General features: G+C 32.9%; 30 protein-coding genes and 1 pseudogene. 2 read left to right on the top strand and 29 right to left on the bottom strand.

Features of this window, described 5'->3' with window-relative positions; genetic code table 11:
- Positions 1–3: 3 nt before the first annotated feature.
- From DTUR_RS02820 to rppA, 17 genes are all read right to left on the bottom strand, one after another.
- Entirely contained in the window at positions 4–1,317 is a 1,314-nt protein-coding gene (locus tag DTUR_RS02820; RefSeq protein WP_012582928.1) for a TldD/PmbA family protein, read from the bottom strand.
- Entirely contained in the window at positions 1,317–2,681 is a 1,365-nt protein-coding gene (locus tag DTUR_RS02815; RefSeq protein WP_012582927.1) for a TldD/PmbA family protein, read from the bottom strand. The genes DTUR_RS02820 and DTUR_RS02815 overlap by 1 nt, the downstream gene beginning before the upstream one ends.
- Before the next feature lie 346 nt (positions 2,682–3,027).
- On the bottom strand, positions 3,028–4,527 hold the full coding sequence (locus DTUR_RS02810; RefSeq protein ID WP_012582926.1) for a glycoside hydrolase family 32 protein: 1,500 nt from the start codon (positions 4,525–4,527) through the stop codon (positions 3,028–3,030).
- Between the two features lies 1 nt (position 4,528).
- Positions 4,529–5,356 (bottom strand): carbohydrate ABC transporter permease, encoded by an 828-nt coding sequence (locus tag DTUR_RS02805; protein ID WP_012582925.1) that lies wholly within the window; start codon positions 5,354–5,356, stop codon positions 4,529–4,531.
- Positions 5,357–6,250, bottom strand: coding sequence for a carbohydrate ABC transporter permease (locus tag DTUR_RS02800; RefSeq protein ID WP_012582924.1), 894 nt, complete (start codon positions 6,248–6,250; stop codon positions 5,357–5,359). It lies immediately after the preceding gene.
- 79 nt (positions 6,251–6,329) lie between these two features.
- Positions 6,330–7,610, bottom strand: a complete 1,281-nt coding sequence (locus DTUR_RS02795; RefSeq protein WP_012582923.1) for an ABC transporter substrate-binding protein — start codon at positions 7,608–7,610, stop codon at positions 6,330–6,332.
- 229 nt (positions 7,611–7,839) lie between these two features.
- Positions 7,840–8,817: a LacI family DNA-binding transcriptional regulator gene (locus tag DTUR_RS02790; RefSeq protein ID WP_012582922.1), complete on the bottom strand. Its 978-nt coding sequence runs from the start codon at positions 8,815–8,817 to the stop codon at positions 7,840–7,842.
- A 306-nt stretch (positions 8,818–9,123) separates the two neighbouring features.
- Entirely contained in the window at positions 9,124–9,579 is a 456-nt protein-coding gene (gene hepT, locus DTUR_RS02785; RefSeq protein WP_012582921.1) for a type VII toxin-antitoxin system HepT family RNase toxin, read from the bottom strand.
- Positions 9,576–9,983: a type VII toxin-antitoxin system MntA family adenylyltransferase antitoxin gene (gene mntA / locus DTUR_RS02780; RefSeq protein ID WP_012582920.1), complete on the bottom strand. Its 408-nt coding sequence runs from the start codon at positions 9,981–9,983 to the stop codon at positions 9,576–9,578. The genes hepT and mntA overlap by 4 nt, the downstream gene beginning before the upstream one ends.
- Before the next feature lie 48 nt (positions 9,984–10,031).
- The gene (locus DTUR_RS02775; protein WP_012582919.1) at positions 10,032–10,670 is read right to left on the bottom strand and encodes a class I SAM-dependent methyltransferase; all 639 of its coding nucleotides are present in this window, start codon (positions 10,668–10,670) and stop codon (positions 10,032–10,034) included.
- Between the two features lie 44 nt (positions 10,671–10,714).
- Entirely contained in the window at positions 10,715–12,724 is a 2,010-nt protein-coding gene (feoB, locus tag DTUR_RS02770; protein ID WP_012582918.1) for a ferrous iron transport protein B, read from the bottom strand.
- Between the two features lie 16 nt (positions 12,725–12,740).
- On the bottom strand, positions 12,741–12,956 hold the full coding sequence (locus tag DTUR_RS02765; RefSeq protein WP_012582917.1) for a FeoA family protein: 216 nt from the start codon (positions 12,954–12,956) through the stop codon (positions 12,741–12,743).
- A complete protein-coding gene (locus DTUR_RS02760) occupies positions 12,953–13,576 on the bottom strand; it encodes a metal-dependent transcriptional regulator (RefSeq protein WP_012582916.1) in 624 nt (207 codons plus the stop codon). Before DTUR_RS02760 ends, DTUR_RS02765 begins: the two co-directional genes overlap by 4 nt.
- A 33-nt stretch (positions 13,577–13,609) precedes the next feature.
- On the bottom strand, positions 13,610–13,744 hold the full coding sequence (locus DTUR_RS09550; protein WP_278007864.1) for a hypothetical protein: 135 nt from the start codon (positions 13,742–13,744) through the stop codon (positions 13,610–13,612).
- Positions 13,745–13,901: 157 nt separating this feature from the next.
- Entirely contained in the window at positions 13,902–14,210 is a 309-nt protein-coding gene (locus DTUR_RS02755; RefSeq protein WP_012582914.1) for a hypothetical protein, read from the bottom strand.
- Between the two features lie 96 nt (positions 14,211–14,306).
- Entirely contained in the window at positions 14,307–15,317 is a 1,011-nt protein-coding gene (locus tag DTUR_RS02750; protein ID WP_012582913.1) for a sensor histidine kinase, read from the bottom strand.
- The gene (rppA, locus tag DTUR_RS02745; protein WP_012582912.1) at positions 15,265–15,939 is read right to left on the bottom strand and encodes a two-component system response regulator RppA; all 675 of its coding nucleotides are present in this window, start codon (positions 15,937–15,939) and stop codon (positions 15,265–15,267) included. Before rppA ends, DTUR_RS02750 begins: the two co-directional genes overlap by 53 nt.
- A 137-nt stretch (positions 15,940–16,076) precedes the next feature.
- Here rppA and DTUR_RS02740 point away from each other — a divergent pair, with 137 nt between their 5' ends.
- Positions 16,077–17,132: a hypothetical protein gene (locus DTUR_RS02740; RefSeq protein WP_012582911.1), complete on the top strand. Its 1,056-nt coding sequence runs from the start codon at positions 16,077–16,079 to the stop codon at positions 17,130–17,132.
- Between the two features lie 104 nt (positions 17,133–17,236).
- Here DTUR_RS02740 and DTUR_RS02735 read toward each other — a convergent pair whose 3' ends face one another.
- From DTUR_RS02735 to DTUR_RS02700, 8 genes are all read right to left on the bottom strand, one after another.
- Entirely contained in the window at positions 17,237–18,025 is a 789-nt protein-coding gene (locus DTUR_RS02735) for an MBL fold metallo-hydrolase (protein ID WP_012582910.1), read from the bottom strand.
- Positions 18,003–18,374: a NifB/NifX family molybdenum-iron cluster-binding protein gene (locus DTUR_RS02730; protein WP_012582909.1), complete on the bottom strand. Its 372-nt coding sequence runs from the start codon at positions 18,372–18,374 to the stop codon at positions 18,003–18,005. The genes DTUR_RS02735 and DTUR_RS02730 overlap by 23 nt, the downstream gene beginning before the upstream one ends.
- A 5-nt stretch (positions 18,375–18,379) precedes the next feature.
- Positions 18,380–19,198 (bottom strand): Mrp/NBP35 family ATP-binding protein, encoded by an 819-nt coding sequence (locus DTUR_RS02725; protein ID WP_012582908.1) that lies wholly within the window; start codon positions 19,196–19,198, stop codon positions 18,380–18,382.
- Complete coding sequence (locus DTUR_RS02720; protein WP_164930997.1) at positions 19,188–19,403, bottom strand: ferredoxin; 216 nt, start codon at positions 19,401–19,403, stop codon at positions 19,188–19,190. The genes DTUR_RS02725 and DTUR_RS02720 overlap by 11 nt, the downstream gene beginning before the upstream one ends.
- A complete protein-coding gene (locus DTUR_RS02715) occupies positions 19,400–19,720 on the bottom strand; it encodes a hypothetical protein (protein ID WP_164930996.1) in 321 nt (106 codons plus the stop codon). The genes DTUR_RS02720 and DTUR_RS02715 overlap by 4 nt, the downstream gene beginning before the upstream one ends.
- A complete protein-coding gene (locus tag DTUR_RS02710; RefSeq protein ID WP_164930995.1) occupies positions 19,683–19,883 on the bottom strand; it encodes a hypothetical protein in 201 nt (66 codons plus the stop codon). The genes DTUR_RS02715 and DTUR_RS02710 overlap by 38 nt, the downstream gene beginning before the upstream one ends.
- A 218-nt stretch (positions 19,884–20,101) precedes the next feature.
- On the bottom strand, positions 20,102–20,335 hold the full coding sequence (locus DTUR_RS02705) for a DUF5320 family protein (protein WP_012582907.1): 234 nt from the start codon (positions 20,333–20,335) through the stop codon (positions 20,102–20,104).
- Positions 20,336–20,339: 4 nt separating this feature from the next.
- Positions 20,340–20,723 carry a PadR family transcriptional regulator gene (locus DTUR_RS02700; protein ID WP_012582906.1) on the bottom strand — a complete coding sequence of 128 codons (384 nt, stop codon included), beginning with the start codon at positions 20,721–20,723 and terminating at the stop codon, positions 20,340–20,342.
- Positions 20,724–20,889: 166 nt separating this feature from the next.
- Here DTUR_RS02700 and DTUR_RS09625 point away from each other — a divergent pair.
- A pseudogene (locus tag DTUR_RS09625) lies at positions 20,890–21,279 on the top strand (redoxin domain-containing protein); the annotation flags it as partial.
- Between the two features lie 3 nt (positions 21,280–21,282).
- Here DTUR_RS09625 and DTUR_RS02690 read toward each other — a convergent pair.
- The 4 genes from DTUR_RS02690 to DTUR_RS02675 are packed head-to-tail and all read right to left on the bottom strand — an operon-like array spanning position 21,283 to position 24,165.
- Positions 21,283–21,684, bottom strand: coding sequence for a DUF86 domain-containing protein (locus DTUR_RS02690; protein WP_012582905.1), 402 nt, complete (start codon positions 21,682–21,684; stop codon positions 21,283–21,285).
- Positions 21,685–21,699: 15 nt separating this feature from the next.
- Positions 21,700–22,158, bottom strand: a complete 459-nt coding sequence (locus tag DTUR_RS02685; protein ID WP_012582904.1) for an arsenate reductase ArsC — start codon at positions 22,156–22,158, stop codon at positions 21,700–21,702.
- 2 nt (positions 22,159–22,160) lie between these two features.
- Complete coding sequence (locus DTUR_RS02680; RefSeq protein WP_012582903.1) at positions 22,161–22,502, bottom strand: DUF4388 domain-containing protein; 342 nt, start codon at positions 22,500–22,502, stop codon at positions 22,161–22,163.
- Positions 22,503–22,551: 49 nt separating this feature from the next.
- Entirely contained in the window at positions 22,552–24,165 is a 1,614-nt protein-coding gene (locus DTUR_RS02675; RefSeq protein WP_012582902.1) for an alkaline phosphatase, read from the bottom strand.
- Positions 24,166–24,258: the final 93 nt, after the last annotated feature.

Here is a 24,258-nt window from a genome sequence, read left to right as displayed (position 1 = left end):
CTTTTACTCTCTTATGGCTACACTAACATCTTCAAAAATAGCCGATGGAAAAACTCCCATATTAGCCATATAAGTTTTATTTTCAAGACTTAACACATTTCTCATAACCTCATAAATATTTCCAGCTACCATTGCATCTTTTACATGTCCCAAAATTTCTCCATTTTCTACATATAAACCTGGAGAAAGCCCAATGGAAAAATCTCCATTAGGAATATTTCCGCTATGAGCACCAAGAGCTTGTGCTACTATTATCCCTTTATCCATAGACTTAATCATCTCATAAAAATCTTTATCTCCTGGCTTCATATGAAGATGCTCAAGGGATGGTGTAGGTCTTACCCTAATAATTTCGCCACCCCAGTCAGAGACTTTATATCCATTTCCTGTAGATCCAACTCCCATCTTGCTCCCATAATAAAGGTCATAGTAAAAATTCTTTAAAACTCCATTTTCTACTATAGGAAGAATTTTGCTTTCTACTCCTTCATCATCAAAAGCCCTTGACCCAGGAATAGTATCATCAAAAGGATCATTGTATATGCTTATTGCTGGATCAAAAATTTGACTGCCTATCTTATCAATCAATGGAGTAGTCTTTTCGTACACATTTTTACCGTTAGTACCATAGACAAGTCTCCATATCAGTACATACATGGTGTTAGGAAGAAACATTACTTTCATCTTTCCGCTCTTTGGCTTTACCTCTTTTCTGGAACTGTTATAAAGAAAGGTAATATAATCAAAATCTTCCTTTGAAAACTCCTTGAATTTTTTATCCGCAACCACTCTTGTAATTGAAGAATAAGATCCAGGATACATTGCTGCTGCATAGCACATATAAAAGGAATTTTTAGTGCTATAATCTACCCCATTGCTATTTATTATTCTTATCTCCGAAACTGACTTTACTAAACCCACATTAACTTGAGTATTTGTAGCCTGAGATAATATATCAGAGATTCTTTGACCTTCTTCCACCATCTTGGTATTAGTGAGATTTTCTATTTCGAGATCATAAGTATTAAGGGTTTTCAATTCTTTTCCTATAGGAAAAGAAAACTCTACCTTTATATCCCCTTTTAATGAGTCAATAGCATTCTTAACAAATCCTTCAGGATCAAGAAGATTCTTAGTATAAGAAAAACCCAACTTTCCATCTTTAATTATCCTCAAAGATATCCCTGATTGAATTGAGGTTTCAACATCTTTTAACACTCCATTTTCAAAGGAAACTCCTGAGGAGAAATTATTAACTTGATATATCTCAACCTCATCAGCATACTTTTTCCCTATTTCAACTAACTTTTCAAGCATTACTTAACACCTCCTATCACCACATTCTTAACCAATATATGTGGTCCTCCATGACAAGACCTTATATTAAGCTGTCCTTTACCACATCCCCCCACCTCTGAAAGCTCAAAGTCCCTCCCTATAGCCACAATATCCATTAAAGTTTTATAAAGATTACCTGAAATATTTATATCCCTAAGCATCTTTACTATCTTTCCATTTTTCACCTCAAAGGCATATTGAGCTCCAAAGGTAAAGTTTTCACCAGATGTTTGTCCCCCTTTTGCATCTAATATGTAAAGGCCATCTCCAAGAAGATCTAAAAGCTCTTCAAAAGACTTATCCTTAGGCTCAATGAATATATTTCCCATTCTTACAATAGGAGCATACCTATAATCTTCAGCCACACAATGACCAGTTATGGGTTCACCAAACTCCGCTGCAGTTCTTCTGGAGTGAAGTCTTCCAGAAAGTACCCCATCTTTTAATAAATAGGTTCTTCTTGCTCTCACCCCTTCATCATCATATTTATAAAATCCAAGTTGATTAGGTATAGTAGGATCGTCAATTATGGTTAAAATGTCACTGCCAAGTTTTGCCCCTATCTTCATTTTTTCTCTCATGGAGAGATTATCTTCTATCAAATCTGCCTCAGAAAAATGTCCAAAGGCTTCATGGGTAAAAACTCCCGTCATGTCGGGATTCAATATAACGTTATAAACTCCACCTTTTACTGGCTCAGCTTTTAAAAGATCAAGAACAATTTTAGTCTTTTTTTCAAACTCCTCTTCTCTATTTCTTAACCTATAAAAGCCATCGCTTCCTCCAATCCCTACCCTTACGTTTTGCACCAAAGATCCATCTCTACTTATGATCATTCCCCTTATTCCAGTGGTTATTAAATCCTCCCTTATCTCTGTGCCTTCAGAACTTACAAAATACTTTTCCCTTATAACTTCTGTATACTGCATATTAGTAGTAATATTTTCAAACTTTAAAGGAATTTCGTTATAATGCATCAAAAGTTCAAGTTTCTCATCTATGGAGACTTTTCTTGGATCCTCCCTTAAAGAAGGAATGAAAGTATCTTTAATAACCTCTACTTCTGCAAGTTTAACCTTTTTCTTTGAATTTTTTGAAATCAATTCTGCATTTTCAAGACAAATCTTTATAGCCTTTTCGACATCTTCAACCTTAGTAAAGGCTATAGAGGAAAATCCACCGTTTTTAAGCACCCTTACCACAAATCCATCCCCTGTATTGGTGCCAAGCTGAAATATCTCTCTATTGTTTAGCACAATTTTAGTTTCACTCATTTTTTCATATCGGATATCTACATAATCAGCAGGAACTTTTGAAATGATCCCCCTTAAAACATCAAACATTCCCTTTTTAGCCTCCTTTCAGTATTTGTCCTAAGGATATTTTAAATTATATCAAACTAAAAGCTATACTATACCATGAGAGATTTTTCAAAGATCCAAGACAAAGTTGAGAAATTATCGTTGTCCTATTTATATTTTGGCTCTTTTAGCCTAGAATATGAACCTATAATGGGCATAAATATCTCAAATCACCTCTAAAACTTATTCAGAAACTTTTGAGATCTTAGGCTCAAACGATATTGTTCCTTAACTAAGAAAAAATATGAATTGAATTCCTAAGAAAGAGCCATGACCTTTGATAAAAGAAAACCTAGTTGAAAAAAGATCTTTAGTCTTCTTTTTAATCTCAAGTGATTTGCAAATTCCATTTTTTTAATCGAACTTTACAAGCATTTTGGGAACTAATATTTATTAAGTCATATTTCTTAAATGGATACACTCTTTTAGTTATGACTTTCTCCCCTTCGTTAATGAACATCTCTAAGGATGATTTATCCATAAAGAGTCTTAAATTTAATCTTGAACTCAAAGAATCAATAAGAAGTGATTGATTTTCATTATTATTGACACTATCTCTAATAGTCACAGTAAGTTCTAAGACTCCAAAGGAGTATTTGAAGGTTAACTTGATTAGGTCATTCCCAGAATCTTCCCTTGAAAGTAATTCTAAGTTCATCTCAGTGTCTACAAAAAACTCCGCAGTCATATCTAACTCAAAACAATTATCTTCGAGAGGAAGTCTTATATGTTCACCTTCTAAAACCCCTTCAAAAATTTGCTCGTTCTTTCTATATTTCTCAATTTCTTTTATTGGTCTAAAAAACAATTTGTTTCCTTTTAAATAAATTTCTCTTGGCAAGATAAGGGCTCCAGCCCAATTATGTCCAAGTTTATGGGTAGGAAACTCTCTTTCCCATACATCCATCCAAGCAATCATTACTCTACAACCATTTTTTCCCAAAGTCGTTTGAGGAGCATAAAAATGAGTACCATAATCTATCAGATCACAGTATTCCAAATTAAAAACTCCTTTATTCCAATCTATTAATCCAGTACAATAACGAGTTTCACTCCTTATTACTTTATTATTTTCAATATACTGAATAGAGAAAATCAAAACATCTTTATTATCAATTGAAAAAAAATCGGGACATTCCAATATGTGTTCCCTATCTATATCGCTCTTAAATAAGATATTAACAAAATTCCAGTCAATAAGATTATGAGATTCATAGAATAAAATTTGTCCTTTCCCATTTAAATCCTTAGACGCAACAAGCACATAATATTTATCTCCTCTTTTAAAAACCTTAGGATCCCTAAAGTCCTTTTTACTTGCTCCCCCTGGAATCTTGTCAAGACCTATTACAGGATTCCCTTCATACTTGATAAAATTTATAGTATCATTAGACCATGCTAAACATTGAGTTTGCATATATTCTTCGTCACTCTTCTTGACATGTCCTGTATACAGGATATATATTTTCCCGTCCTTTTCAATAGCACTCCCCGAAAAACATCCATCTTTATCATATTCCGAATCCGGAGCCAAAGCTATGGGTAAATATTGCCATTTAACCAAATCCTCACTTATTGCATGTCCCCAATAAGTTGGTCCCCAACAAGAATTGAAGGGATTATGTTGATAAAAACAATGATAAATCCCATTAAAATATATAAATCCATTTGGATCATTAATCCATCCATATTCTCCCATCAGGTGATATACAAGTCTATATTTAGGATTTACATATTTCTTATGCTCCTTAACAAAAAGATTTGCCTTCTCCAATTGAGAATAAGCATTTTTCTTGTCAACTTTTTTAAAACTTCTTTCAAAAGCCATGTTATTTTATCGCTCCTTTCATTATACCAGCTATTATATATTTTTGCAATAATAAATATATAATAATTATTGGAATTATAGCTAACATAAGCGCAGCCATAGCTAAACCATAATCTGTATTATAGGTTCCATAAAAATAAAAAGTAGAAAGCTGCAGTGTTCTTTTCTCAGCAGATATCAATACAAGACTTGGTAATAAAAAATCGTTCCATATCCATAAACTATCAAGTATTACAATCGTATAAGTAACCGGCTTCAATAAAGGAAAAACTATTTTCCAAAAGGTTTGAAACTCACTAGCTCCGTCAACTAACGCTGCCTCCTCTAATTCATAAGGTATCCCTTTAATAAATCCATGATACATAAAAACCGCAAAAGAAGTACCAAAGCCTAAGTACATATAAATTAAAGTCCACTTGTTATTAAGTAGGTTAAGTGATCCATATATTTTAACAAGAGGAATCATTATGGACTGAAACGGGATTATCATAGAAGCAATCATCATAGAAAATACAATTTTATTTATACTCCAATTCTTACGAACAAATATATACGCAGCCATAGAGGAAAAAATAACAATTAAGGTGATGCTAAAAGATGTAATTATCAAGGTATTTAAGAAGGCATTCCAATACTTCATTTTGATTGCAGCACTAAGATAATTTGCAAAAGAAAAACTCTCCGGTAATTTAAAGGGATTTAATATAATCTCAGAGGTTTGCTTAAATGAGTTAACAATAACCATTAGAAAAGGAGACATATAAAATATTGCTATAGTTAGAATAGCTGCGAATTTCAAAAAATTTGTTAACTTTTGGACAATATTCATCTATATCTCCACCTCAGCCTTCTTACTGAAATAAACTTGAATCATGGTTATTAAAGCTACAGTAATAAATAAAATAAGTGCTTTTGCTTGACCTATAGCATACCTTTGATATAAAAAAGCCTCATTATAGACATGCATCGATACAAGCTCAGTACTTTTAAAGGGACCTCCCCTAGTTAAAGCAAGATTTAAATCATATACCATAAAACTCCTTTGTAAAGTTAAAAATATTGTAACTGTAAACGACGGAACCATAAGGGGTAAGATAATTCTTACTAACTTATGCCACTTTCCAGCACCATCAATGGTAGCAGCTTCTAATAAATCTTGAGGTATACTAACAAACCCTGCTATGTAGATCATCATCATATACCCCACATATTGCCACACAGTAACTGTTACCAATGCCCAGAATGCTTTTTGAGGTGTAGCAAGCCATGAATCATAAAAAAGAGGAATATTTAGTTTATACCCTATATAAGGAAATGCACTATTGAATATAAACTGCCAGATAAAGCCTAATATAATTCCACCTATAAGGTTTGGAGTAAAAAAGGCAACCCTAAAAAAATTCTGTCCTTTAATCCCACTTGTCAGTATATAAGCTAAAAAGAAAGCTATAAGATTAGTAAATACCATAGTATAAAATACATACTTAAAGGTCTTTAAAAACGATTCTCTAAAAGCAGAGTCAGAAATTGCCTTCACATAATTAGATAAGCCAACAAACTTACTTAAAAACTGGTTCACAGTTTCAACAGCATTAAAATCGGTAAATGTTAGATAAACTCCATATATAAACGGTAAAATTACTACTGTAAGAAAAGCTAATGTAGGTATACCGGCAAAGATTATATAAGTCCTAAGATTTCTAATATTTTTAGGTTTAATCATTCTTTCTTCCTCCCAAAAATATTCTTAGGGAGAGGATAGTTAAAATCTAAACTACCCTCTCCCCTGAGGACTACTTAAATTACTTAACTTTTCTCCAATAATCAGTTATTTCTTTGAAAAGCTGTTCTCTACTAATAACATTAGCTAAGTATTTTTGCATAGAAGCACCAACAGTAGGCCAATGATCTGGAGGCAATGTGACCAAAAATCTTAAAGTTCTTCCTTGATTCATATACTCAAATATTGATTTCGCAAGAGGATCGTTAGGAGTCAATTTTACATTTTTAAATGGAGTTATAACACTAAGTTTGTTAACCCAAGCATTCTGTCCGTTTTTATTATAAACAAGCCAGTTTAAAAATGTCCTAGCTGCTTCTTGTTGCTCTCTGCTATTCTGTTTCATATCTATTCCTATCACTTTAGTTACTCCTACAGGAATTTCTCTATTACCATAGTCATTAGGAATATTACTTACAAAAACAGGTAGGAAACCATATTGTACATTATTAGGATTAACCTCTTTAATTAACGGCCATGCCCAATTTCCCATAAACCAAAATGCAACCTTTCCAGTTGCTAAAAGCTGAGCTCCTTGTTCATAGGTTCCTGCAAGAGGTGACCTCTTTAGATAGTTGTATTTTTTCCACATATCCAAAGTATCTAATAAGCCATTCATCTTTCTGTTTTTACTCAAATCTATTTTCCCTGCTTTCAGATCTTCAATAAATTTATCAATCTTTTTAGGATCAGAAGATTGGGTAACATAACCTATAGTTAAAAAATGAGCCCCTAAAGACCAGTCTAAAGGTGATACCACAATAGGAGTTAAACCCTTCTCTTCTAATTTCTTAAATAAAGCTTCTAATTTGTTTCTTGTATCAATAGTTTTAGGATCAAATTTACCTATGACTTTTTCAATAGCCTGTTGATTATATATTAAGCCATACCCTTCAATAGTAAAAGGAAAAGCCATCACTTTCTTGTCAAAGGTTATATCATTCAAGGCTCCTTTTACTGCATCTTTTACCCACTCTTCATTAGACAGATCTAAGAAATTTTCTTTAAACTTAGGCACATCATTTACATCTATCATTGCAAGAGTAGGTGCATTACCTGATGCATACATTGTAGAAAGTTTTTCAAAAGGAGACTGGCCAACCCCAACAGGAATAATCTCTAAACTTATGTTAGGATAATCCTTAGAAAAATCCTTTGCTACTCCTTCCAAAGCAGCATTAATTTCCCCTTTTGTACTTAACAATGTAATCTTTACCTTTTCAGCTGCATTAAGACCTCCCAAATTCAAAAAGATAATAAAACTCAAAACTAAAATTAAACTTAAAACCTTCCTCAACTTCATTTATAAACACCTCCCCACTAGACTTATATTAAAATAAGAGAAGACTAAGTGGCTCTCGTCATTTAACCCCTCTAAATCACCTCCTTTTATGCTTAAAACCAACTTTTCTTACAAATAATTGCATGTCAACCGGTTAACATATAAATTCATTAAAAATCTACAGAATAAATTTTACAGTAAAAATTTTTATATGTCAACCGGTTAACAGAGAAAACAAAAAAAACTATGATTAGGTCGACTCCCTTTCAATCAAATCAATTGGAATAACATTGCTAACTTCTACATTATTTCCTTCTATTTTGTTAATAATTAAATCGATAGCCTTCTGAGCCATTTTATCTTTATATTGCCTCACAGTAGTTATGGAAGGTTTCATAATAGAAGCAATATTAACATCATCAAAACCAACAACCTTCAAACTCTCAGGAACCTTTTTTCCAAAATCTTCAGCAACTCTAATAACTACTGCTGCTATTAAATCGCTACTTGCAAAAACCCCATCAATCTCTGGATACTTCTTAAACAGTTGACTAACAATGTCTTTATATTCGTTTATGTCAAATTTGTTTAATCTGGTCTCTACTACTACATGTTTTACACTCCTTTGAGAAACTACATGCATAAATCCATAATACCTATCATTGGCAGGAGTATTTAATTGTAAAGGCCCACTAATATGTGCCAAAAATCTGCATCCTTTTTCTATTAAAAGATTTGTAGCCATAACAGCGCCTCTATAGTTATCAGAGGTAACATAAGGTATATCTTCTGACAAAACTCTGTCCAAAGCAACTATAGGTAAATTAACCTTTTTATAATCTTCCACATCTAAAGTATGACTTCCCATGATTATTCCATCTACTTGGTGTCTTTTCAACATATTGATATATTCTTTTTCTTTTTTTTCATCTAAATATGAATTACAAAGTAGGATTTTATACCCTCTTAAGTAAGCATAATACTCTATGTATTTTGCAACTTCACCAAAAAAAGGATGAGAAACATCAGGTATTATCAAGCCAATAAAATATGATCGCTTTCTATATAACGCCCTTGCAAGCTCATTAGGCTGATAATTAAGTTCTTCCATAGCCTTGTAAACTTTTTTTCTTGTCTCTTCACTTATATAACCCCTATTATTTAATACTCTTGAAACAGTTGTCACTGTTACTCCCGCACGTTTTGCTACATCCCTGATACTTGCCATTTAGAAACCTCCTATTGTTTAGGTTACTTGTTATTATTTTATATATTGAATCTTAAAATTTTGCAACAAAAATCAAGACCTAACCTGTAACCATTCTTATATTTCTTCAACATTAGGACTAATCTAAGGAATCTCATTAGCTCTTAACAAGAAGGAGTAAAGACATATTAGTTACCTCCTATGGGAACTGCAAAGGAAAGAACTCCCTATTTATGATGAGGCATCCTTTTTTAATACTGATTACAGGTCGGATTTTGAGAGAGTTACCACATAAGTAGAAAGATTAGTACAATTTTCTTAATCTTTTTATTCAAGAGTAAGACCAAATTTTTCAGGATTTTCCAGTAGATCTTTAATATATTTCAAATATTCGTCAAAATCGTTTAAATTATTTTGAATTATATAATACAACTCCTCTATTGAAACTTCAGCATAAAAATGGACAAGTCTATTTCTATATCCTGCCATTTTCACAAGTACTTCTTTTGCAAATTTTCCTGGAATAATGCCATACTCCCCCAATTTTAAAGCAATATCTTTATAAGTAGAAACTCTTATTCCTGGAATTCTTGATAGAATATGGTTGCCAATATCAAAAACCGCTTCTAATGCCCTCCTTAAATAATGTTCGGCAATAGCAAAATTTTCTCCACTTTTAAACTCCTCTAAGGAATAATCCTTAAATCTCAAAAGTTTCTCTTTTCCTTTCTCTATTTCCCTTATTCTTGAAAGAATTACTTCTTTATTTAAAGGAATAATCATTTTAACCTTTTTAGCAAAATTTTATCCTGTTCATCCATTAAGGGCTTAAAATCTATATACTCTTTTAATACTCTTTCCTTATAGTTTGCCAGAAAGTCTTTAGATATGCTATATAAAATTTCTCCTGAATTAACAACTTCAAATTTCAATGTTAAAGGTACTTTATCCAGAAAGACTATATCTATCTCTTTTTTGGGAAAGAGGGTAGAAAAAATTCCATAAAGAGTATTGTAAATTTCCAATGATAATCTAACATCTTCTAATACAGAAGGATCTATAAATACAACTCCTATATCTATATCGCTATGTTCCTTTGCTATTCCTAAAACTGTAGATCCAAAAAGATATATTATACCTATGTTCAATTCTTTTAACTTCTTTTTTATATCTATAGGAAGGTCCATAAAGTCATACCCATTAGTTTATAAAACTTTTTAGAGAATATCACGTATTTAATCTATTTTTCCACTTTTCTCTGCTGAAATAACTACAAAACTTCCTTCCCCAAAACCCTCCTTAGGTTCTTCTATCTCTTTTATCTCCTCTAAAGGCTTGAAAAGAGTTTGATAAAAAACAAAATCCCTGAAATCATGCCTTTTCAATAAGTCTACCACTTCATCTACAGAAAAGAAAGTAGCATATTTATAAAATTTATGTCCTTCTTTTTTCTTTTCTAAATAAAGTTTTCCTAAGGAACTATTTTTGTCTATTATCCCTATAATTATTTTCCCACCATCTTTCAAAACCCTTTTTGATTCCTTTATTACATTATCAGGGTTTTCTACAAAACACAATGTAATAATCAGAGCCACATAATCAAATTCTTTATCAGAAAAAGGTAAGCTCTCCCCCCTCCCCACAAAACCCTTTATTCCCCTCTCTTTAGCAATTGAAAGCATCTTTTCAGATGGATCTATACCGTATTCAATACCAAGCTCTTTTGCAAATCTTCCTGTACCAACACCTATCTCTAAACCCTTTTTGCCTTTTGGAATTACCTTCCTTAGGACTTCTACCTCTGAAAGGTAGACCCACCTATTTTCTTCATACCACCAATCATATTCTTTAAAATATTTGTTAAAAATCTCCATATTGGATTATATTTTACCATTTAAAAATTTCTTATCAATAACCTTTATTTTGCAAAAACTCTACCTATCTGGTAAAAAAGTACACTTATAGTCCATCCTACCAAAATGCTGTAAAATACAGAAAATAGAGCCCATTTCCAATTGGTTTCCCTCTTAATTACTCCAATAGTAGCCAAACATGGCATATAAAGCAGTGACATTATCATAAAAGAGTAAGCAGAAAGAGGAGTAAAAAGATTTTGTAAAGTCTTCGCAAGATTTTCTTCTCCCCCAAATAAGGTACCTAAGGTTCCTATCACCACTTCCTTAGCCAAAATTCCAAAAAGCAAAGCTACTGCTATTTGCCAATAGGGAAATCCTGCAGGTCCTAAAAGAGGAGCTATTATTTTCCCTAATCTTCCAATAATACTTTCTTCACTACCGTATTCAGATGAAAAAGGTACACTTGCTAAGAACCAAATCAATACAACTCCAAGGAAAATTATAGTTCCGGCTTTTTTTAAGAATTCCCTACTCCTCTCCCAAGCATGAATCCATACCCCTTTTAAGGTAGGAAGCCTATAAGGAGGAAGTTCCATAATTAACGGTGAAATAGGACCTTTAAGAGAAGGAATGATAGTTCTAAAGATCTTTGCTGAGAAAATAGCAACAAAAATCCCTAAAGCATATAAAGATAGTATGATTAGACCTTGATTTTTCTCAAAGAATATTCCTGTAAAAAGAACATATATAGGCAACCTTGCAGTACAAGACATGAAGGGATTTATAAGAATTGTTAATATTCTATCCCTTTCCTCAGGAATAGTTCTTGTAGACATAATAGCAGGAACATTACAGCCAAATCCTAAAATCATAGGTATAAAAGATCTCCCAGGAAGCCCTATAGTATACATAGCTTTATCCACCACAAAAGCAGCTCTTGCCATGTATCCCACATCTTCTAAGAATGAGAGAAATAGAAATAGAACTAAAATATTCGGTAGAAAAACAATCACAGACCCTAATCCACCAATTATACCGTCTTTTATAAAAGATATTAATGGAAAAGGAGCATTAATAGAGGTAAGATAATTTTCAAGAATTCCTCCTAAACCACTAAAGAAAGAATCTATATAATCTGAGAAGAAGCCTCCAATTCTAAAAGTTAGTTCAAAGGTTATCCACATAAACAAAGCAAAAATAGGAATGCCTAAATACTTATTAATAACAATCTTATCTATTTTATCTGAAATAGAAAGTTTTTCCTCTATAGGTGCAATTCTTTGAGTATATTTTCTTACAATAGCATCAATATAACCATATCTTTTTTCAATAATTGCTGTCTCCAAATCATATCCAAATTTTTGTTCGAATGTTAAAGCCTCTTTTTCTGCTAATTCTACTATTTCTTCATATCCCAAACTTCTTAGCTCTTCTTTGAAAATAGGATCTCCTTCTAAGAGCTTTATAGCTAAAAATCTTTTATCATAAGGTAAAGAATAACCAGAAAGCTTATCCTCTAATTTTCTTATGGCTTCTTCAATATCTCCATAGTTAATTCTAAAGGGAGCTACCTCCCTATCTTTTGCCTTTACAATTTCTTCTTTAAGTTCATTAATTCCAGTACCCTTTATCCCTGAAGTTATAACCACAGGAGCTCCTAAAGCTTTTTCCATTCCTTCTATATCTACCTTTATTTTTCCCTCTATTAAATCTCCCATATTTAAATCTAATATAGCATTAGCTCCCAACTCCCTTAAAAGAACAAAAAGATAAAGACTTCTTAGAAGATTTGTAGCATCAGCCACACAAACTACCACATCAGGTTTCTCCTTAAGTATAAAGTCCCGAGCTATCCTTTCATCAATAGAAAAGGCAGTAAGGCTATAAGTTCCAGGAAGATCAGTAACTATCACCTCGTAGTCTCTATACCTAAAGGTACCATCCTTTCTTTCCACTGTAACTCCTGGCCAGTTTCCCACATGAGCATGCCCTCCTGTAAGGGCGTTAAAAATTGTAGATTTCCCACTATTAGGGTTCCCTGCTAAAGCAACTTTTACAACTTTTTTCTCCATAGAGATTTTCCTCCTTTTAAGCACAAATAATTTTAGAAGCTAAACCCTTTCCTAAGGCTATTCTTGAATTTCCCAAGGCAATAACTATAGGTCCTCCAGAATTTGAAATTACTTTTATCCTTACCCCTGGCAAAATCCCCATCTCTGCAAGTCTTTGAACAGCACCTTTTCCTCCACGTATGGCTATAACTTTTACTTCCTGTCCCTCTTTTACAAATGATAAAGCCATCATATCCTCTCCACTAAAATCTTTTCTGCTTCTTCTTTTCTTAAAGAAAGATGATATCCTAAAATTAAAATCTCTATAGGGTCTCCTAAGGGTGCTATCTTTTCCACCTTTACAATAGTGCCGGGAACAGCTCCCATAGAAAGAAGTCTACTAATTATTCCTCCACCCCCTCTAAGTTCTACAATTTTCCCTTCCTCGCCTACTTTTAAATCCTTTAGGGTTAAAGGCATGTCTTTTTCCTCCTTTCTGGATTTAATAAATCTTTCTGTAAACTCTGTAAGCTTTTCTAAAGACTTAGGAGATAAATCATGCTCTATTCTATGGCTATCTTGTAAAGCAGTGTTTTCATCTACCCCAAGTATTTCTGTAAAAAATCTAAAAAGTAATTTTCTTCTTCTATAAAGTTCCTGAGCAACCTCTATACCATAATCAGTAAGAGTAACATACCCATACTTTTCATGTTCAACCAAACCCATATCAGAAAGAATTTTTATAGCATTCACAACTGATGGGAGTTTTACTTTCTTAAGTCTTGCAATATCCTTTATTCTCACAATTCGAGATTGCAATTCATAAATAGAGAGAATATAATCTTCAAGACTTTCTGTAAGAAAAAGATTCATCTCTAACCTCTCCTCCTTTTCCACATATGCTTCTCAAGAGACATGTCTCACATGAAAATCTTTTATATATTCCTGTAGTTCCTCTTTATCTAAACCTGTAATATCCTCTAAATCTTTTAAACTTAAAACACCTTTACTTTTAGCAAGATAAATTATTAATTCATACATCTTTTCACCTTCTAAATTAGTTTGAGCTAACATTATTAGCTTAAACTAATTATATATAAAAAATGAAAATAGTCAACATAAAAAATAAAAAACCCTCACCAAAGTCCCATTAAAAAGACTTTGGTGAGGGTCAAACTGGGAGGGTTCTACTAATCCTTTACTCTACTCCTTCAAATTGGTGATCCACATTTACTCCTTCAGGATCTTGATGCCCACCGTTTGGAAGATTGTCATCCTCAATCTCTTTTACTTCTTTTGCTTCTTCTACTTCTCCTTTTTCTATCTCTTGATCATCTTTTATTTCTTGATCGTTATCTACAGCTTTTTGTTGAGTCTGAATTGTGGTAGAGGTCTGAGTTAGTGTTGATGTTTGAGCATATACCTTTTGTTTTGTTATATTGGATACTCCAAAAACTACCACTAAGGTAAGAATAGCCACTCCTAAAAAGATAAGTAATTTTTTCATTTTTTCACCTCCTTTCCGTTCAATTTCAAGAAAGATTATAGGAAAGGAGGATGAAGACAAAATGAAGATAAAATGAATTTTAGATGAAGATTCAGATTAAATAGGAAGAAGTATTTTAAAAATAGTGCCTTCTCCTAATTTGCTCTCTACTATAATCTTTCCATTATATTTGTCAACAATACCTTTAACTATAGATAATCCTAATCCTGTCCCCTGTATCTGAGAAGAACGGGATTTATCTACTCTATAAAATCTATTAAATATAAGAGGAATCTCATCCTTAGGTATTCCTATTCCTGTATCTTCAATTTCTAATACTAAATATTTATTATCTTTTATAAACCTTACTTTTACTTTTCCTTTATATTTATTGTAATCAATGGCGTTTTTTATAAGATTAAAAAGAATCCTTCGAATCTCTTCAGGATTTCCTAATATATAAAGATCCTCCGAAGCTTGTAACTCTATATCTATTTCCTTCTTTTTAGCATAGGGAGTCATTAGTTTTATTACTTTTTCTGATATATCTTTGATAGAAATTCTTTCAAGATTAGAATCGACTTCATTGATTTCTAACCTAAAAATGTACAAAAGATCTTCAGCCAACTTAGTAAGTCTTTCTACCTCTTCTAAGTTACTCTGTAAAACAGACAATAATTGTTTTTTATTTATTTTAGGATCTTTTAAACTAACTTCTAACTCAGTTTTCATAATAGCAAGAGGAGTCCTTAATTCATGTGCTACATCAGATATAAACTTTCTTTCCCTTTCCATATTTTCTTTTATAGGCTTTAAAGTAATTCCTGAAAGAATAAAGCTAACAATTCCAACTAATCCTAAAGTAATTCCACTTACCATTACTATTTGAATTCTTAATCGTTCCAAGCTTCTTTGAGCCAAAACTAATTGCTCTTTGTCACTAATATCTCCCTCAAAATCTCCTTCTACCTCTCTAGAGTAATTGGTATAAAGCAAGTAACTAAAAAAGATAAGAATAAATAAAGTAATTATTATATAAACTAATGTCAACTTTATCCTTGATTTTATAAATATATTACTCCTTAATCCGATAACCCATTCCCCTAATGGTCTCAATAATATTTTCATCCCTTTTCCTTTCTAATTTTTTTCTCAAATTCTTTATATGAGCTTCTACTACATTACTAAGAGTATCAGATTCGTAGCCCCATACATGAGATATAATTTGTTCTTTACTTATAATCCTATTCACATTCCTCATAAGGTACTCCAAGATAGCAAATTCTTTGTTTGTTAGTAAGATCTCTATATCTCCCCTAAAAACTCTTTTAGAAACTGTATCTAAGGAAATATCTTTTACTTTTAAGACTGTAGGCATCAGATTCTTAGGTCTTCTAAGAAGAGCTCTAATCCGAGCTAACAATTCTTCATAAGAGAAAGGTTTTACTAAATAATCATCTGCCCCACTTTCAAGTCCTAAGATTTTATCCTCTACTTTATCTTTGGCAGTAAGCATTAATATAGGGGCTTGAAAATTTTTTGCTCTCAAATCTTTACATAAAGAAATGCCATCTATTTTAGGTAGCATAATGTCCAATATTACCAAATCATAACCTTCAAAATTATTTTCTATAATATATTTTGCCTCTTCGCCATCAAAAGCTAAATCTACTACATAACCCTCTTTTTCTAATCCCTTCTTAAGAGCTGTCCCTAACTTTTTCTCATCCTCAATTATTAATATTTTCATGTTAAAAATTATACTACAAAAGAAATAAGAGAAAAATTTTCTCTTTAAGAGGAGAGGATACCTTTTATTCTTTATCATTGATTTTTAATTTTATAAAGATTATAATAGTTATAAGTCTAATTTAAGGGGGAAATAATATGAAAACAAAACTCATATTAATCTTCCTTTTAATCTCCCTTCTTTTAATGTCTTTTTCAGCTTCTGCTCAGCAAGGACTAACGTTACAAGATCTGCTACCTGAATCTAACAAAGTTCCTTCTTGGATAAAGCCTGGATTAGTTGCAGTTTATAAATTCCAGGGAGGATCAGGAGATCAAACATCAGCAGGTACTGGTCAAGGATATCAAATTTACGTTATAACCAATATTGAAAACAATATGGCTTATGGCATTGGCTTTGACATATTTATTGCAGCAGGATATCCCTCATATAGTTCCAGTATTAAACCCTTAAAAGGTGTTGTATATTTAGACCCTAAGGAAGTACAAGATGAGGTTAGAAAAGCTCAAGCTGCAGGATTTCCACAAGGAATGAGGCAAGAAACAGGAACTGCAGGAAATAACTTGTATTACTACCTTTTAGAATCTTCAGATTATCAATCCATGACTAGGTACTTTTTTGTTTACGACAAAAATGGTTTGATACAACAAGTAAGAATTTTAGAAAAATATGGAGATGGTTCTTCTACAGTAATAAACGTTGACCTATTAGGAGTGTACCAGACCTCATTACCCTCCATAAATACCATGCCTCCTGCTGTAAAAGCATCACCTAGTTATCAGCTCTACTCCTCAGTAAGTCTTTTTGGAGGAACAACAAGTCTTTCAAACCCTACTCCCTTTGGAACAACATCATATAGTTTAGCTAAAAGCACAGGTTCTATTCTCACTTTTTCAAGCCAAATGAATACTTCATATGGTTCTAAAGCATCTAAAAGCTATGGTAATCAATATGTAGGTCCTTTTTATATCCATCCTCAACTGCTTAAAACAAATTCTATTTTAAATATTCCCCAAATAGGATTTTCGTGGACTGTTGCAGGGAGAGGGCAATACGGAGGAATTTTAACCCAGGTGCAGTTTAGTGGATCCCCTATCGCTCAGTTTGAATATGATCCTAATTCTGGACTTTTAATAAGTTGTAATTTTCCTACAGGAGGTGGAATGTATTTCATCGCAGTCCTTTCAAGATAAAAGGATAACTAAATATATCCTTATGCTAACAAGTTATTAAGAGCCAATAACTTGTTAGCATAAGGATATTTCCTAAGTATATTCTTTGTTTAGCAAAGTAATCTCTAAGCTTTTCTAAAGTTTTCTCTTTCATTTAAAATTTTTATCATTTCCTCCCCTGAACAATGGTAAGGAATAATTTTATCGATGTTAAATTTTTGTAAGATATTTATTACTTTTTCTACTTTTGAGCTTGGTGCCTTATAAAGATGAAAGCCTCCCATAAGTAGTTTAATCTTTTTATTAAACTTTTTTATGGCATATTCTACTATATTTACGATTCCCCTATGAGCACACCCAGTGATAAGAATAATGCCGTCTCCTTCATCTATTATTAAGTTTATTTCTTCATCAAAAAAGTCCCTTAATTTTCTCCCTTCTTTTACTACATAAAAATGAGGATCTGGTTCTTCAAAATCATTTTGAAATGGGACGGATCCAAAAATATAAATGGAATCTGATATTTTTAATACTTCATCTTTAACTATTACAAATTCTAAAAAACTTTTTAAACTTTCCCAATCTACTCCAGTAAATCTTTCATCACTATACTTAGGTAAAAAAGCCTCTTCCCTAAGAAAAATCCTAAACCTCCTATGAGATTTAGAAAGATATTTTAGGCCCCCTGCATGGTCATAATGTCCATGACTTATAATTATATTTTCTACTTTTGATAGATCCTTTCCTAAAACTTCTGCATTTTTAATAAATACATCAGAGCTTCCTGTATCAAAAAGAATAGGGGACTCCCCCTCTCTCTCAATAAGCACTGAGAACCCATGCTCTGAAAAAAGAGGGGGAGATAGCCTATCATCACAAAGTACTGTAATCTTAGTCAAGAAGTTCTGATACATTAGTAAGTTCTCCTTTAAGATAAAGCTCTATTGCCTTATCCACATCAGTTTCATCGGTGACATATACCTCTATTCCTGCAGAAGTCAAATCATCATAAAGTCTTCTTCCCATTCCATGAGATATTACTACTTTACAATCTTTTAGGGCTTCTATTATTGCAGGATGAGTATATTTATGGTGCTCTGGATCATCATGGCTAAAGCCTCTTGCATGTCCTGTAAAAGTATTCAATCTATACTCTCTACTTTTTATCTCTCCATTTTCAATCTCAAAGATAACAAAACCTTTTGTTCTTCCAAAATGAGCAGAAATTTTCTTTCCATCATTAGACGCAACTGCAATCTTCATCTTCTCTACCTCCCTTTTAAAAAATTTTCAATTTTCTCCACAATCTCCATAAATACCTTTGATACTTCAGAATCTTTATGAGTGATAATAAATGGAATACCATTATCTCCGCTTTCTGCTACCCTTGGATCCAATGGGATTTTCCCAAGAAGCGGTACGTTTAAATCTTTTGCAATCTTTTCTCCTCCCCCCTTACTAAATATGTCAACCCTTGCTCCACAATGAGGACATACAAAACCACTCATATTCTCAATTATTCCAATAATAGGCATGTTTAATGCCTTTGCAAAATTTACAGCTCTCCTTACTACTTTCTGAGATAGATCTGATGGTATAGTGACGATTACCGCTCCACTTATATCAGGTATATCTTGTGCTATGCTTAATGGCTCATCACCTGTTCCAGGAGGAAGATCAATTATAAGATAGTCAAGGTCTCCCCAAATAATGCTTGATAAAAATTCTCTAATCAATGAAACCTTTAAAGGACCCCGCCATATTATTGGCGCTTCCTCATTTTCCACAAGAAAACCCGCAGATGCCACTTTAATTCCCATATTAGTTTCCGCAGGAAGTATCCCGTCATCAGCGTTATAAAGTCTTTCAGAAGTTAAATTTAAAAGTTTAGGTACACTATAACCTGTAATATCAGCATCAAGAAGTCCCACTTTGTATCCCCTTAAGGCAAAAGAGATAGCAAGATTTACTGCAACAGTACTTTTACCAACTCCACCTTTTCCACTCATTACCACAATCTTGTTCTTAATTTTGCTCATTCTTTCATTGATCTTCTCTTTTTGTTTTAAAATATCTTCATTTCTCATTCTTTTTTCTCCTCTCTTCTATCACCCTATGGTGTTCAGAACCCTCTCTAATTAAAGCAACACCACAATTGGGACATCTTTCATCTCGGCAAGGAATTCCAGGGGTATGAACTTTTTTATACCCACATTTAGGACATATGCAATAACCCTCAGGTCCTAATCCACTTCTATGTTCATGATGTTCATGATTATGAAATCCTCTCATTTTTGACCTCCTTTCCCAAAATGAGTCATAAAATACTCAACAAATAAACCTGAAAGCATAGCATATACAAAAACAAAGAGATTTAACAAAAGTACATATTTTATCCCAAGAAGAGTTATAGCAAAAGGTATCCAAGGAACTTTTATTGCCCAAGCACCTATTGTAGTTGCTATCACCCCTACTCTTGCTCCTTTATTTATCATCTCCCTGAAAAATGGAAAGAAGGCATAAGCAGGCCCTACCATTAAAGTTCCCCAGATAGCACCTATTAGCATACCTTTAAAGCCACTTTCCTTTGATAGGATATCCTGACGCAATAGGTCCCATCATTATAGCTCCTATTAAATCTCCTAAGAGAATCCCCTTTAACCCTGAAAAATTTAAAAGAAAATTTCCTACTGCTTCTTTAGAAAGAAAATTTTCTAAAAGACCTATTATTACAAATATGGCAAAAATTCTAATTGAATTTTGGATAAACATTCTTAGAGACTTTTTAAAAGTTTTTGTGAGTTTATTTCTATTTTTTTCCAAAGTAGACAATATATAAACTTAAGGTAAAACCAAATAATATAAAACCAGTTATCCAATTTTGCATATTATCTCCCCCTTTACTCTTCTCGTATAAGGTAAATATCTCCAACATCCATTTCTAAATCTTCTTTCTAATTCGAGGAGCGGGAAAAATCCCGCCCCATTTCTTACTTAATTTCATCTAAACGTCTCTTTATGTCTTCCAAATCCGCCTCAAGATCCTTCTTCCATTCTTCCAAAAGCTCTTTTTCCTCTTCCTTGGTAAGCCCATAAGGATAATAGCCAGGGCCTCTCCACCACCATCTACGACCTAAGTTCCAGTAAGACCATGGACACCAAGGAGCGCCATAACCACCAAAGCCCCATCCACGACCCCAACCACGGCCATACCACCATCTCATCTTTTTACACCTCCTTTCCTTCTGCAAATTCTAAAAATTTTTCAATTCTATCTCTCATATCTTTGATATATTCAATAATCTCATTTTTAACCCTTTCTCCCAATGGAGTGAGAAAATATACCCTTTTAGCAGGTCCTTCCCCTGTCTCCCAACGAGATCCAATAAGACCCTCCATCTCAAGCATTCTTAAAATCCTGTATCCTGTTCCCATTCCTGAAGGTCCTTTATAAAAACTAAACTCTGGAAAATATTTCTCCATCATATTTAAAAGTTCATACCCATGGAGCTCTTTCTTAGAAAGAGCAAAAAGAACAAAAGCCCTAAGCCAAAATCCAGGAGCAAATCCCATTCCTTTTCCCATTCCCAATCCACGTCCAAAACCTTTCAATCATTTCACCTCCATATATATGCTACATACATATATACACCTAAAAAATATATTTGTCAAGAGATTGTGTATAAATTTTTTTCAGCCTTTTTGCTCTAATACATTGAGTTATCTACTCTTTTTAAAGAGGTTTAAAAATGAATAAAAGAGAGTTAGAAATAGGCAATCAAATTATAAAGGGAAGAAAATACTTCTTTCTTTTCACCCTCTTGCATGGACTTCTGTATGCTCTAAACAAATGCTTTCTCTTGAAGAAAACTATAATAAGTTTTTAGAACTCAATACCATACCCGTGGGTATAAGTGTTGATCCTGTACCATCTAAAAAAGCATGGGCCGAAAACCTAAACTTAAAAAACCTAAAAATTCTCTCTGACTTTTAGCCCCATGGAAGGGTAGCAGAGCTGTATAACATTTTCCAAGAGGAAGATGGATTTTCAGAAAGAGCAAACATAATAATAGACGAAAATGGCAAAATAGTTTTCTTCAAAATATATCCTATAAGGGAACTTCCTGATGTAAATGAGATATTAGAATTTCTTAGCAAGAACAAATAATGATCAAACAAAGTTCTTAAACTTGCTGATAAGATCCTTAAAAAAATCAAGCTTTTCAGTAAGAAGATAGAGCTTTTCGAGATCCACATCAATATAAGAGCGTTTCAACATCTCCCTTATATTTATATAGCTTATTAATTTCTCAACGGATGATTTGTCCAAGATGTTATTATCTCCTAATAATGCAATACATTCCTTATAGTTTTTAGCATTACCTAATTTTCTTTCGTCTATAATTCCACAAGCAATCTCGCCTATTCCGGTTATACACAGATAAATCCCATATTTTAATGCCCATTGAGTTATTTTATTCCTTTTTATATCTTCTAAGGAGAATCTATTTTTGAGTTCCTCAAGAGTATTGATAATTTCTTCAAGTTTTTTCACTCTATCTTTGACAATCATAAGAGACCTCTCCTTTTAAATTTTATTCAATGGGGTAAAGAAGGATACTCCTTCCTCTTTATTCTCAATAAAAAACTCTTTTACCCAATTTAAAATCTCATCTCTAACTTTTCTAAAAGCAGAAAGTTTTTCTTCATAACTTCCCTCTACGCTTGCTGGATCCATAAACCCCCTATGAATATATCTCTTACCTCCTGGAAAAAAGGGACAATTTTCCTTGGCATTATCACAAACGGTAACTACATAGTCAAACTCCTGCCCCTTGAATTCTTCAATACTTTTGCTTCTATGATGAGAAATATCAATCCCTATTTCTTTTAAAACTTCTATTGCCAATGGATTTACCCCTTTGGGTTCTGTTCCTGCAGAATAAGCTTCATATCTATCTCTATATAAGGCATTCACAATTCCTTCTGCCATTTGAGACCTTGCAGAATTATGGGTACATATAAAGAGAATTCTCTTCTTAATCACCTTTAACCTCCAACTAAAAGAATATCTTTATTATTTTTTTCATCAAAAACCTTCAGGAGTTCAAGTATTAATTTTTCAGAAGATTTATTAATTTTGTTTTCTCGCAAAATTTCCCCTTGATAAAAACTAAAGCTCAACACAGGGTAATTTAAAACAAGATGCATTAGAGCTTCTTCACCTTGCTTTCCATCTATAAAAGCATCTACTATATTTCCATTATTAAAAAATATGACACCCTCATTATGATTCACCCCCAACATAAGAATACCACTTTTATTAGAGTAGGAGAGAAAACTTATCAACATAAGAAGATCAAAAATCTCCAAATATCCTTCAATAATCATATAAAATCCCTCCTTCAAAAAGGGGGAGGGAGAGCCCTCCCCTAAAATTTTACTTGCTTAATGCTAATTCTTTAATGTTAGCCAAGGAAAGAGTATTATCTTTATAGGGATCTGCTCCTATTAAACTCATGAGTTTTTTGTAAAGATCGGTATTGTCATAATATCCAGCAAAAATATAGGATCCAACACCAACAGCATATACAGGAACAGGCATACCAGTATGAGAATAGGAAGTCCAAGATATTCCAGCTTTTTGATTTAGGATATGAGTTATAGTTACCGTTAAAGGATCATATCCACCATATAAGAGATATGTCTTATAATCATTTGGTCTTTCCTTAGGATCCATCATGGAAAGTCTGAAAGCTTTTTCAAGCTCATCAAGTTCCATATCATTTAGAGCAAGTTGCAACCTAATTTTTGCCTCTTTGTCTCCAGATTTTGCCTTATTTTCAAGCTCCTTCTTAACTTCAGGGCTCAGCACCTCAAGTCCAAAATACTCCTTAATTTGAGGAAGAAGATCAGAAAGTTTAGCTTCTTCTTTCTTTACCCTACCTCTATAATCATTAACTATCTTTGAAAACTCATCGTAGGATATCTTTTGGTAAGAAAGAACTTCGGGGTAAATTTCATATCTTGTTCCAGCATAACCTATACTCAAACCGCCTGTTTCATGATCTGCGGTTACAATGATTAGTGTCTCAAAAGGCTTCTTCTTATAAAATTCTAATGCCACCTTTATAGCCTCATTGAAATCTAAAACATCATAAATGACCGTAGCAGCATCATTAGCATGAGCAGCCCAATCTATCTTTCCACCCTCTACCATTATGAAGAAACCATTAGGATTGTCTAAGAGTTCTATAGCTTTTCTTGTAAAGTCTGCAAGAGAAAGTCCCATATCTATTCCTCTCAAGCGGTTTATTGCATAGGGTAATGCCTTGGAAGAGTCTAATATTGGATTTATGGCAACTACTTTACTGTCTCCTTTTCTTAACTTCCAAAACTCATCAATCTTATCCACAATTCTGTATCCCTTCTCCTTTGCTATTTCATATACATCCTTTTGCTTTCCATCCTTTCCTTTTGGCTGCAAGAAACCTCCTCCTCCAAAATAATCAAATTTACTCTCAAAAAGTTCAAGAGCTATTTCATAATATTTATTTCTACTTGGTTGATGAGCATACATACCTGCAGGAGTTGCATGATCTATAGAGACACTGGTCAAAACTCCTACCTTATACCCTAAATCCCTTGCTGTTTCAGCTACAGTCTTATACTTAAACTTAAGTTGAGGATCCATATTAATTACTCCATCATTGGTCTTTTTTCCTGAAGCCATAGCAGTAATAGCAGAAGCGGAGTCGGTAATATAGCTATCGGCCGCATAAGTAGTCATCAATCCCGTATTGGGAAATTGAGTAAAACTTAATTTTTGAATAGAGGGAGACTGAGAATTTCTACTAAGAAAAGTCTCAGTTAAATAAACATGATTTAAACCCATTCCATCTCCAATAAACCAAAAAATATATTTTACAGGTTTCCCTTTGTAAAGGGAGGAGGAAGACTGAAGAGCTATCCCTAAAGGAGAGGAAAAGAAAACAAAAGTTAGGATCAGAACTGAGAGTAGCAGTGCTTTAGAAATAATTCTATCCATTTTCATCCTTAGAGACCCCCTTTCAAATTTTTCTTCCAGATTAGAGCATATACAATAAAATTTAAATAGCATTTAAAGTAAAATAAAAATTAAGAGAAT

The organism is Dictyoglomus turgidum DSM 6724 (assembly GCF_000021645.1).
Taxonomy (GTDB): Bacteria; Dictyoglomota; Dictyoglomia; order Dictyoglomales; family Dictyoglomaceae; genus Dictyoglomus; species Dictyoglomus turgidum.
This window is presented reverse-complemented; position numbering and strand designations above follow the sequence as displayed.

Bases quoted from the DNA above. Each gene is read 5' to 3' on its own strand.
- DTUR_RS02820 (WP_012582928.1), bottom strand. From the start codon at position 1,317: ATGCTTGAAAAGTTAGTTGAAATAGGGAAAAAGTATGCTGATGAGGTT.
- DTUR_RS02815 (WP_012582927.1), bottom strand. From the start codon at position 2,681: ATGTTTGATGTTTTAAGGGGGATCATTTCAAAAGTTCCTGCTGATTAT.
- DTUR_RS02810 (WP_012582926.1), bottom strand. From the start codon at position 4,527: ATGGCTTTTGAAAGAAGTTTTAAAAAAGTTGACAAGAAAAATGCTTAT.
- DTUR_RS02805 (WP_012582925.1), bottom strand. From the start codon at position 5,356: ATGAATATTGTCCAAAAGTTAACAAATTTTTTGAAATTCGCAGCTATT.
- DTUR_RS02800 (WP_012582924.1), bottom strand. From the start codon at position 6,250: ATGATTAAACCTAAAAATATTAGAAATCTTAGGACTTATATAATCTTT.
- DTUR_RS02795 (WP_012582923.1), bottom strand. From the start codon at position 7,610: ATGAAGTTGAGGAAGGTTTTAAGTTTAATTTTAGTTTTGAGTTTTATT.
- DTUR_RS02790 (WP_012582922.1), bottom strand. From the start codon at position 8,817: ATGGCAAGTATCAGGGATGTAGCAAAACGTGCGGGAGTAACAGTGACA.
- hepT (WP_012582921.1), bottom strand. From the start codon at position 9,579: ATGATTATTCCTTTAAATAAAGAAGTAATTCTTTCAAGAATAAGGGAA.
- mntA (WP_012582920.1), bottom strand. From the start codon at position 9,983: ATGGACCTTCCTATAGATATAAAAAAGAAGTTAAAAGAATTGAACATA.
- DTUR_RS02775 (WP_012582919.1), bottom strand. From the start codon at position 10,670: ATGGAGATTTTTAACAAATATTTTAAAGAATATGATTGGTGGTATGAA.
- feoB (WP_012582918.1), bottom strand. From the start codon at position 12,724: ATGGAGAAAAAAGTTGTAAAAGTTGCTTTAGCAGGGAACCCTAATAGT.
- DTUR_RS02765 (WP_012582917.1), bottom strand. From the start codon at position 12,956: ATGATGGCTTTATCATTTGTAAAAGAGGGACAGGAAGTAAAAGTTATA.
- DTUR_RS02760 (WP_012582916.1), bottom strand. From the start codon at position 13,576: ATGAATCTTTTTCTTACAGAAAGTCTTGAAGATTATATTCTCTCTATT.
- DTUR_RS09550 (WP_278007864.1), bottom strand. From the start codon at position 13,744: ATGTATGAATTAATAATTTATCTTGCTAAAAGTAAAGGTGTTTTAAGT.
- DTUR_RS02755 (WP_012582914.1), bottom strand. From the start codon at position 14,210: ATGAAAAAATTACTTATCTTTTTAGGAGTGGCTATTCTTACCTTAGTG.
- DTUR_RS02750 (WP_012582913.1), bottom strand. From the start codon at position 15,317: ATGAAAATATTATTGAGACCATTAGGGGAATGGGTTATCGGATTAAGG.
- rppA (WP_012582912.1), bottom strand. From the start codon at position 15,939: ATGAAAATATTAATAATTGAGGATGAGAAAAAGTTAGGGACAGCTCTT.
- DTUR_RS02740 (WP_012582911.1), top strand. From the start codon at position 16,077: ATGAAAACAAAACTCATATTAATCTTCCTTTTAATCTCCCTTCTTTTA.
- DTUR_RS02735 (WP_012582910.1), bottom strand. From the start codon at position 18,025: ATGTATCAGAACTTCTTGACTAAGATTACAGTACTTTGTGATGATAGG.
- DTUR_RS02730 (WP_012582909.1), bottom strand. From the start codon at position 18,374: ATGAAGATTGCAGTTGCGTCTAATGATGGAAAGAAAATTTCTGCTCAT.
- DTUR_RS02725 (WP_012582908.1), bottom strand. From the start codon at position 19,198: ATGAGAAATGAAGATATTTTAAAACAAAAAGAGAAGATCAATGAAAGA.
- DTUR_RS02720 (WP_164930997.1), bottom strand. From the start codon at position 19,403: ATGAGAGGATTTCATAATCATGAACATCATGAACATAGAAGTGGATTA.
- DTUR_RS02710 (WP_164930995.1), bottom strand. From the start codon at position 19,883: ATGTTTATCCAAAATTCAATTAGAATTTTTGCCATATTTGTAATAATA.
- DTUR_RS02705 (WP_012582907.1), bottom strand. From the start codon at position 20,335: ATGAGATGGTGGTATGGCCGTGGTTGGGGTCGTGGATGGGGCTTTGGT.
- DTUR_RS02690 (WP_012582905.1), bottom strand. From the start codon at position 21,684: ATGATTGTCAAAGATAGAGTGAAAAAACTTGAAGAAATTATCAATACT.
- DTUR_RS02680 (WP_012582903.1), bottom strand. From the start codon at position 22,502: ATGATTATTGAAGGATATTTGGAGATTTTTGATCTTCTTATGTTGATA.
- DTUR_RS02675 (WP_012582902.1), bottom strand. From the start codon at position 24,165: ATGAAAATGGATAGAATTATTTCTAAAGCACTGCTACTCTCAGTTCTG.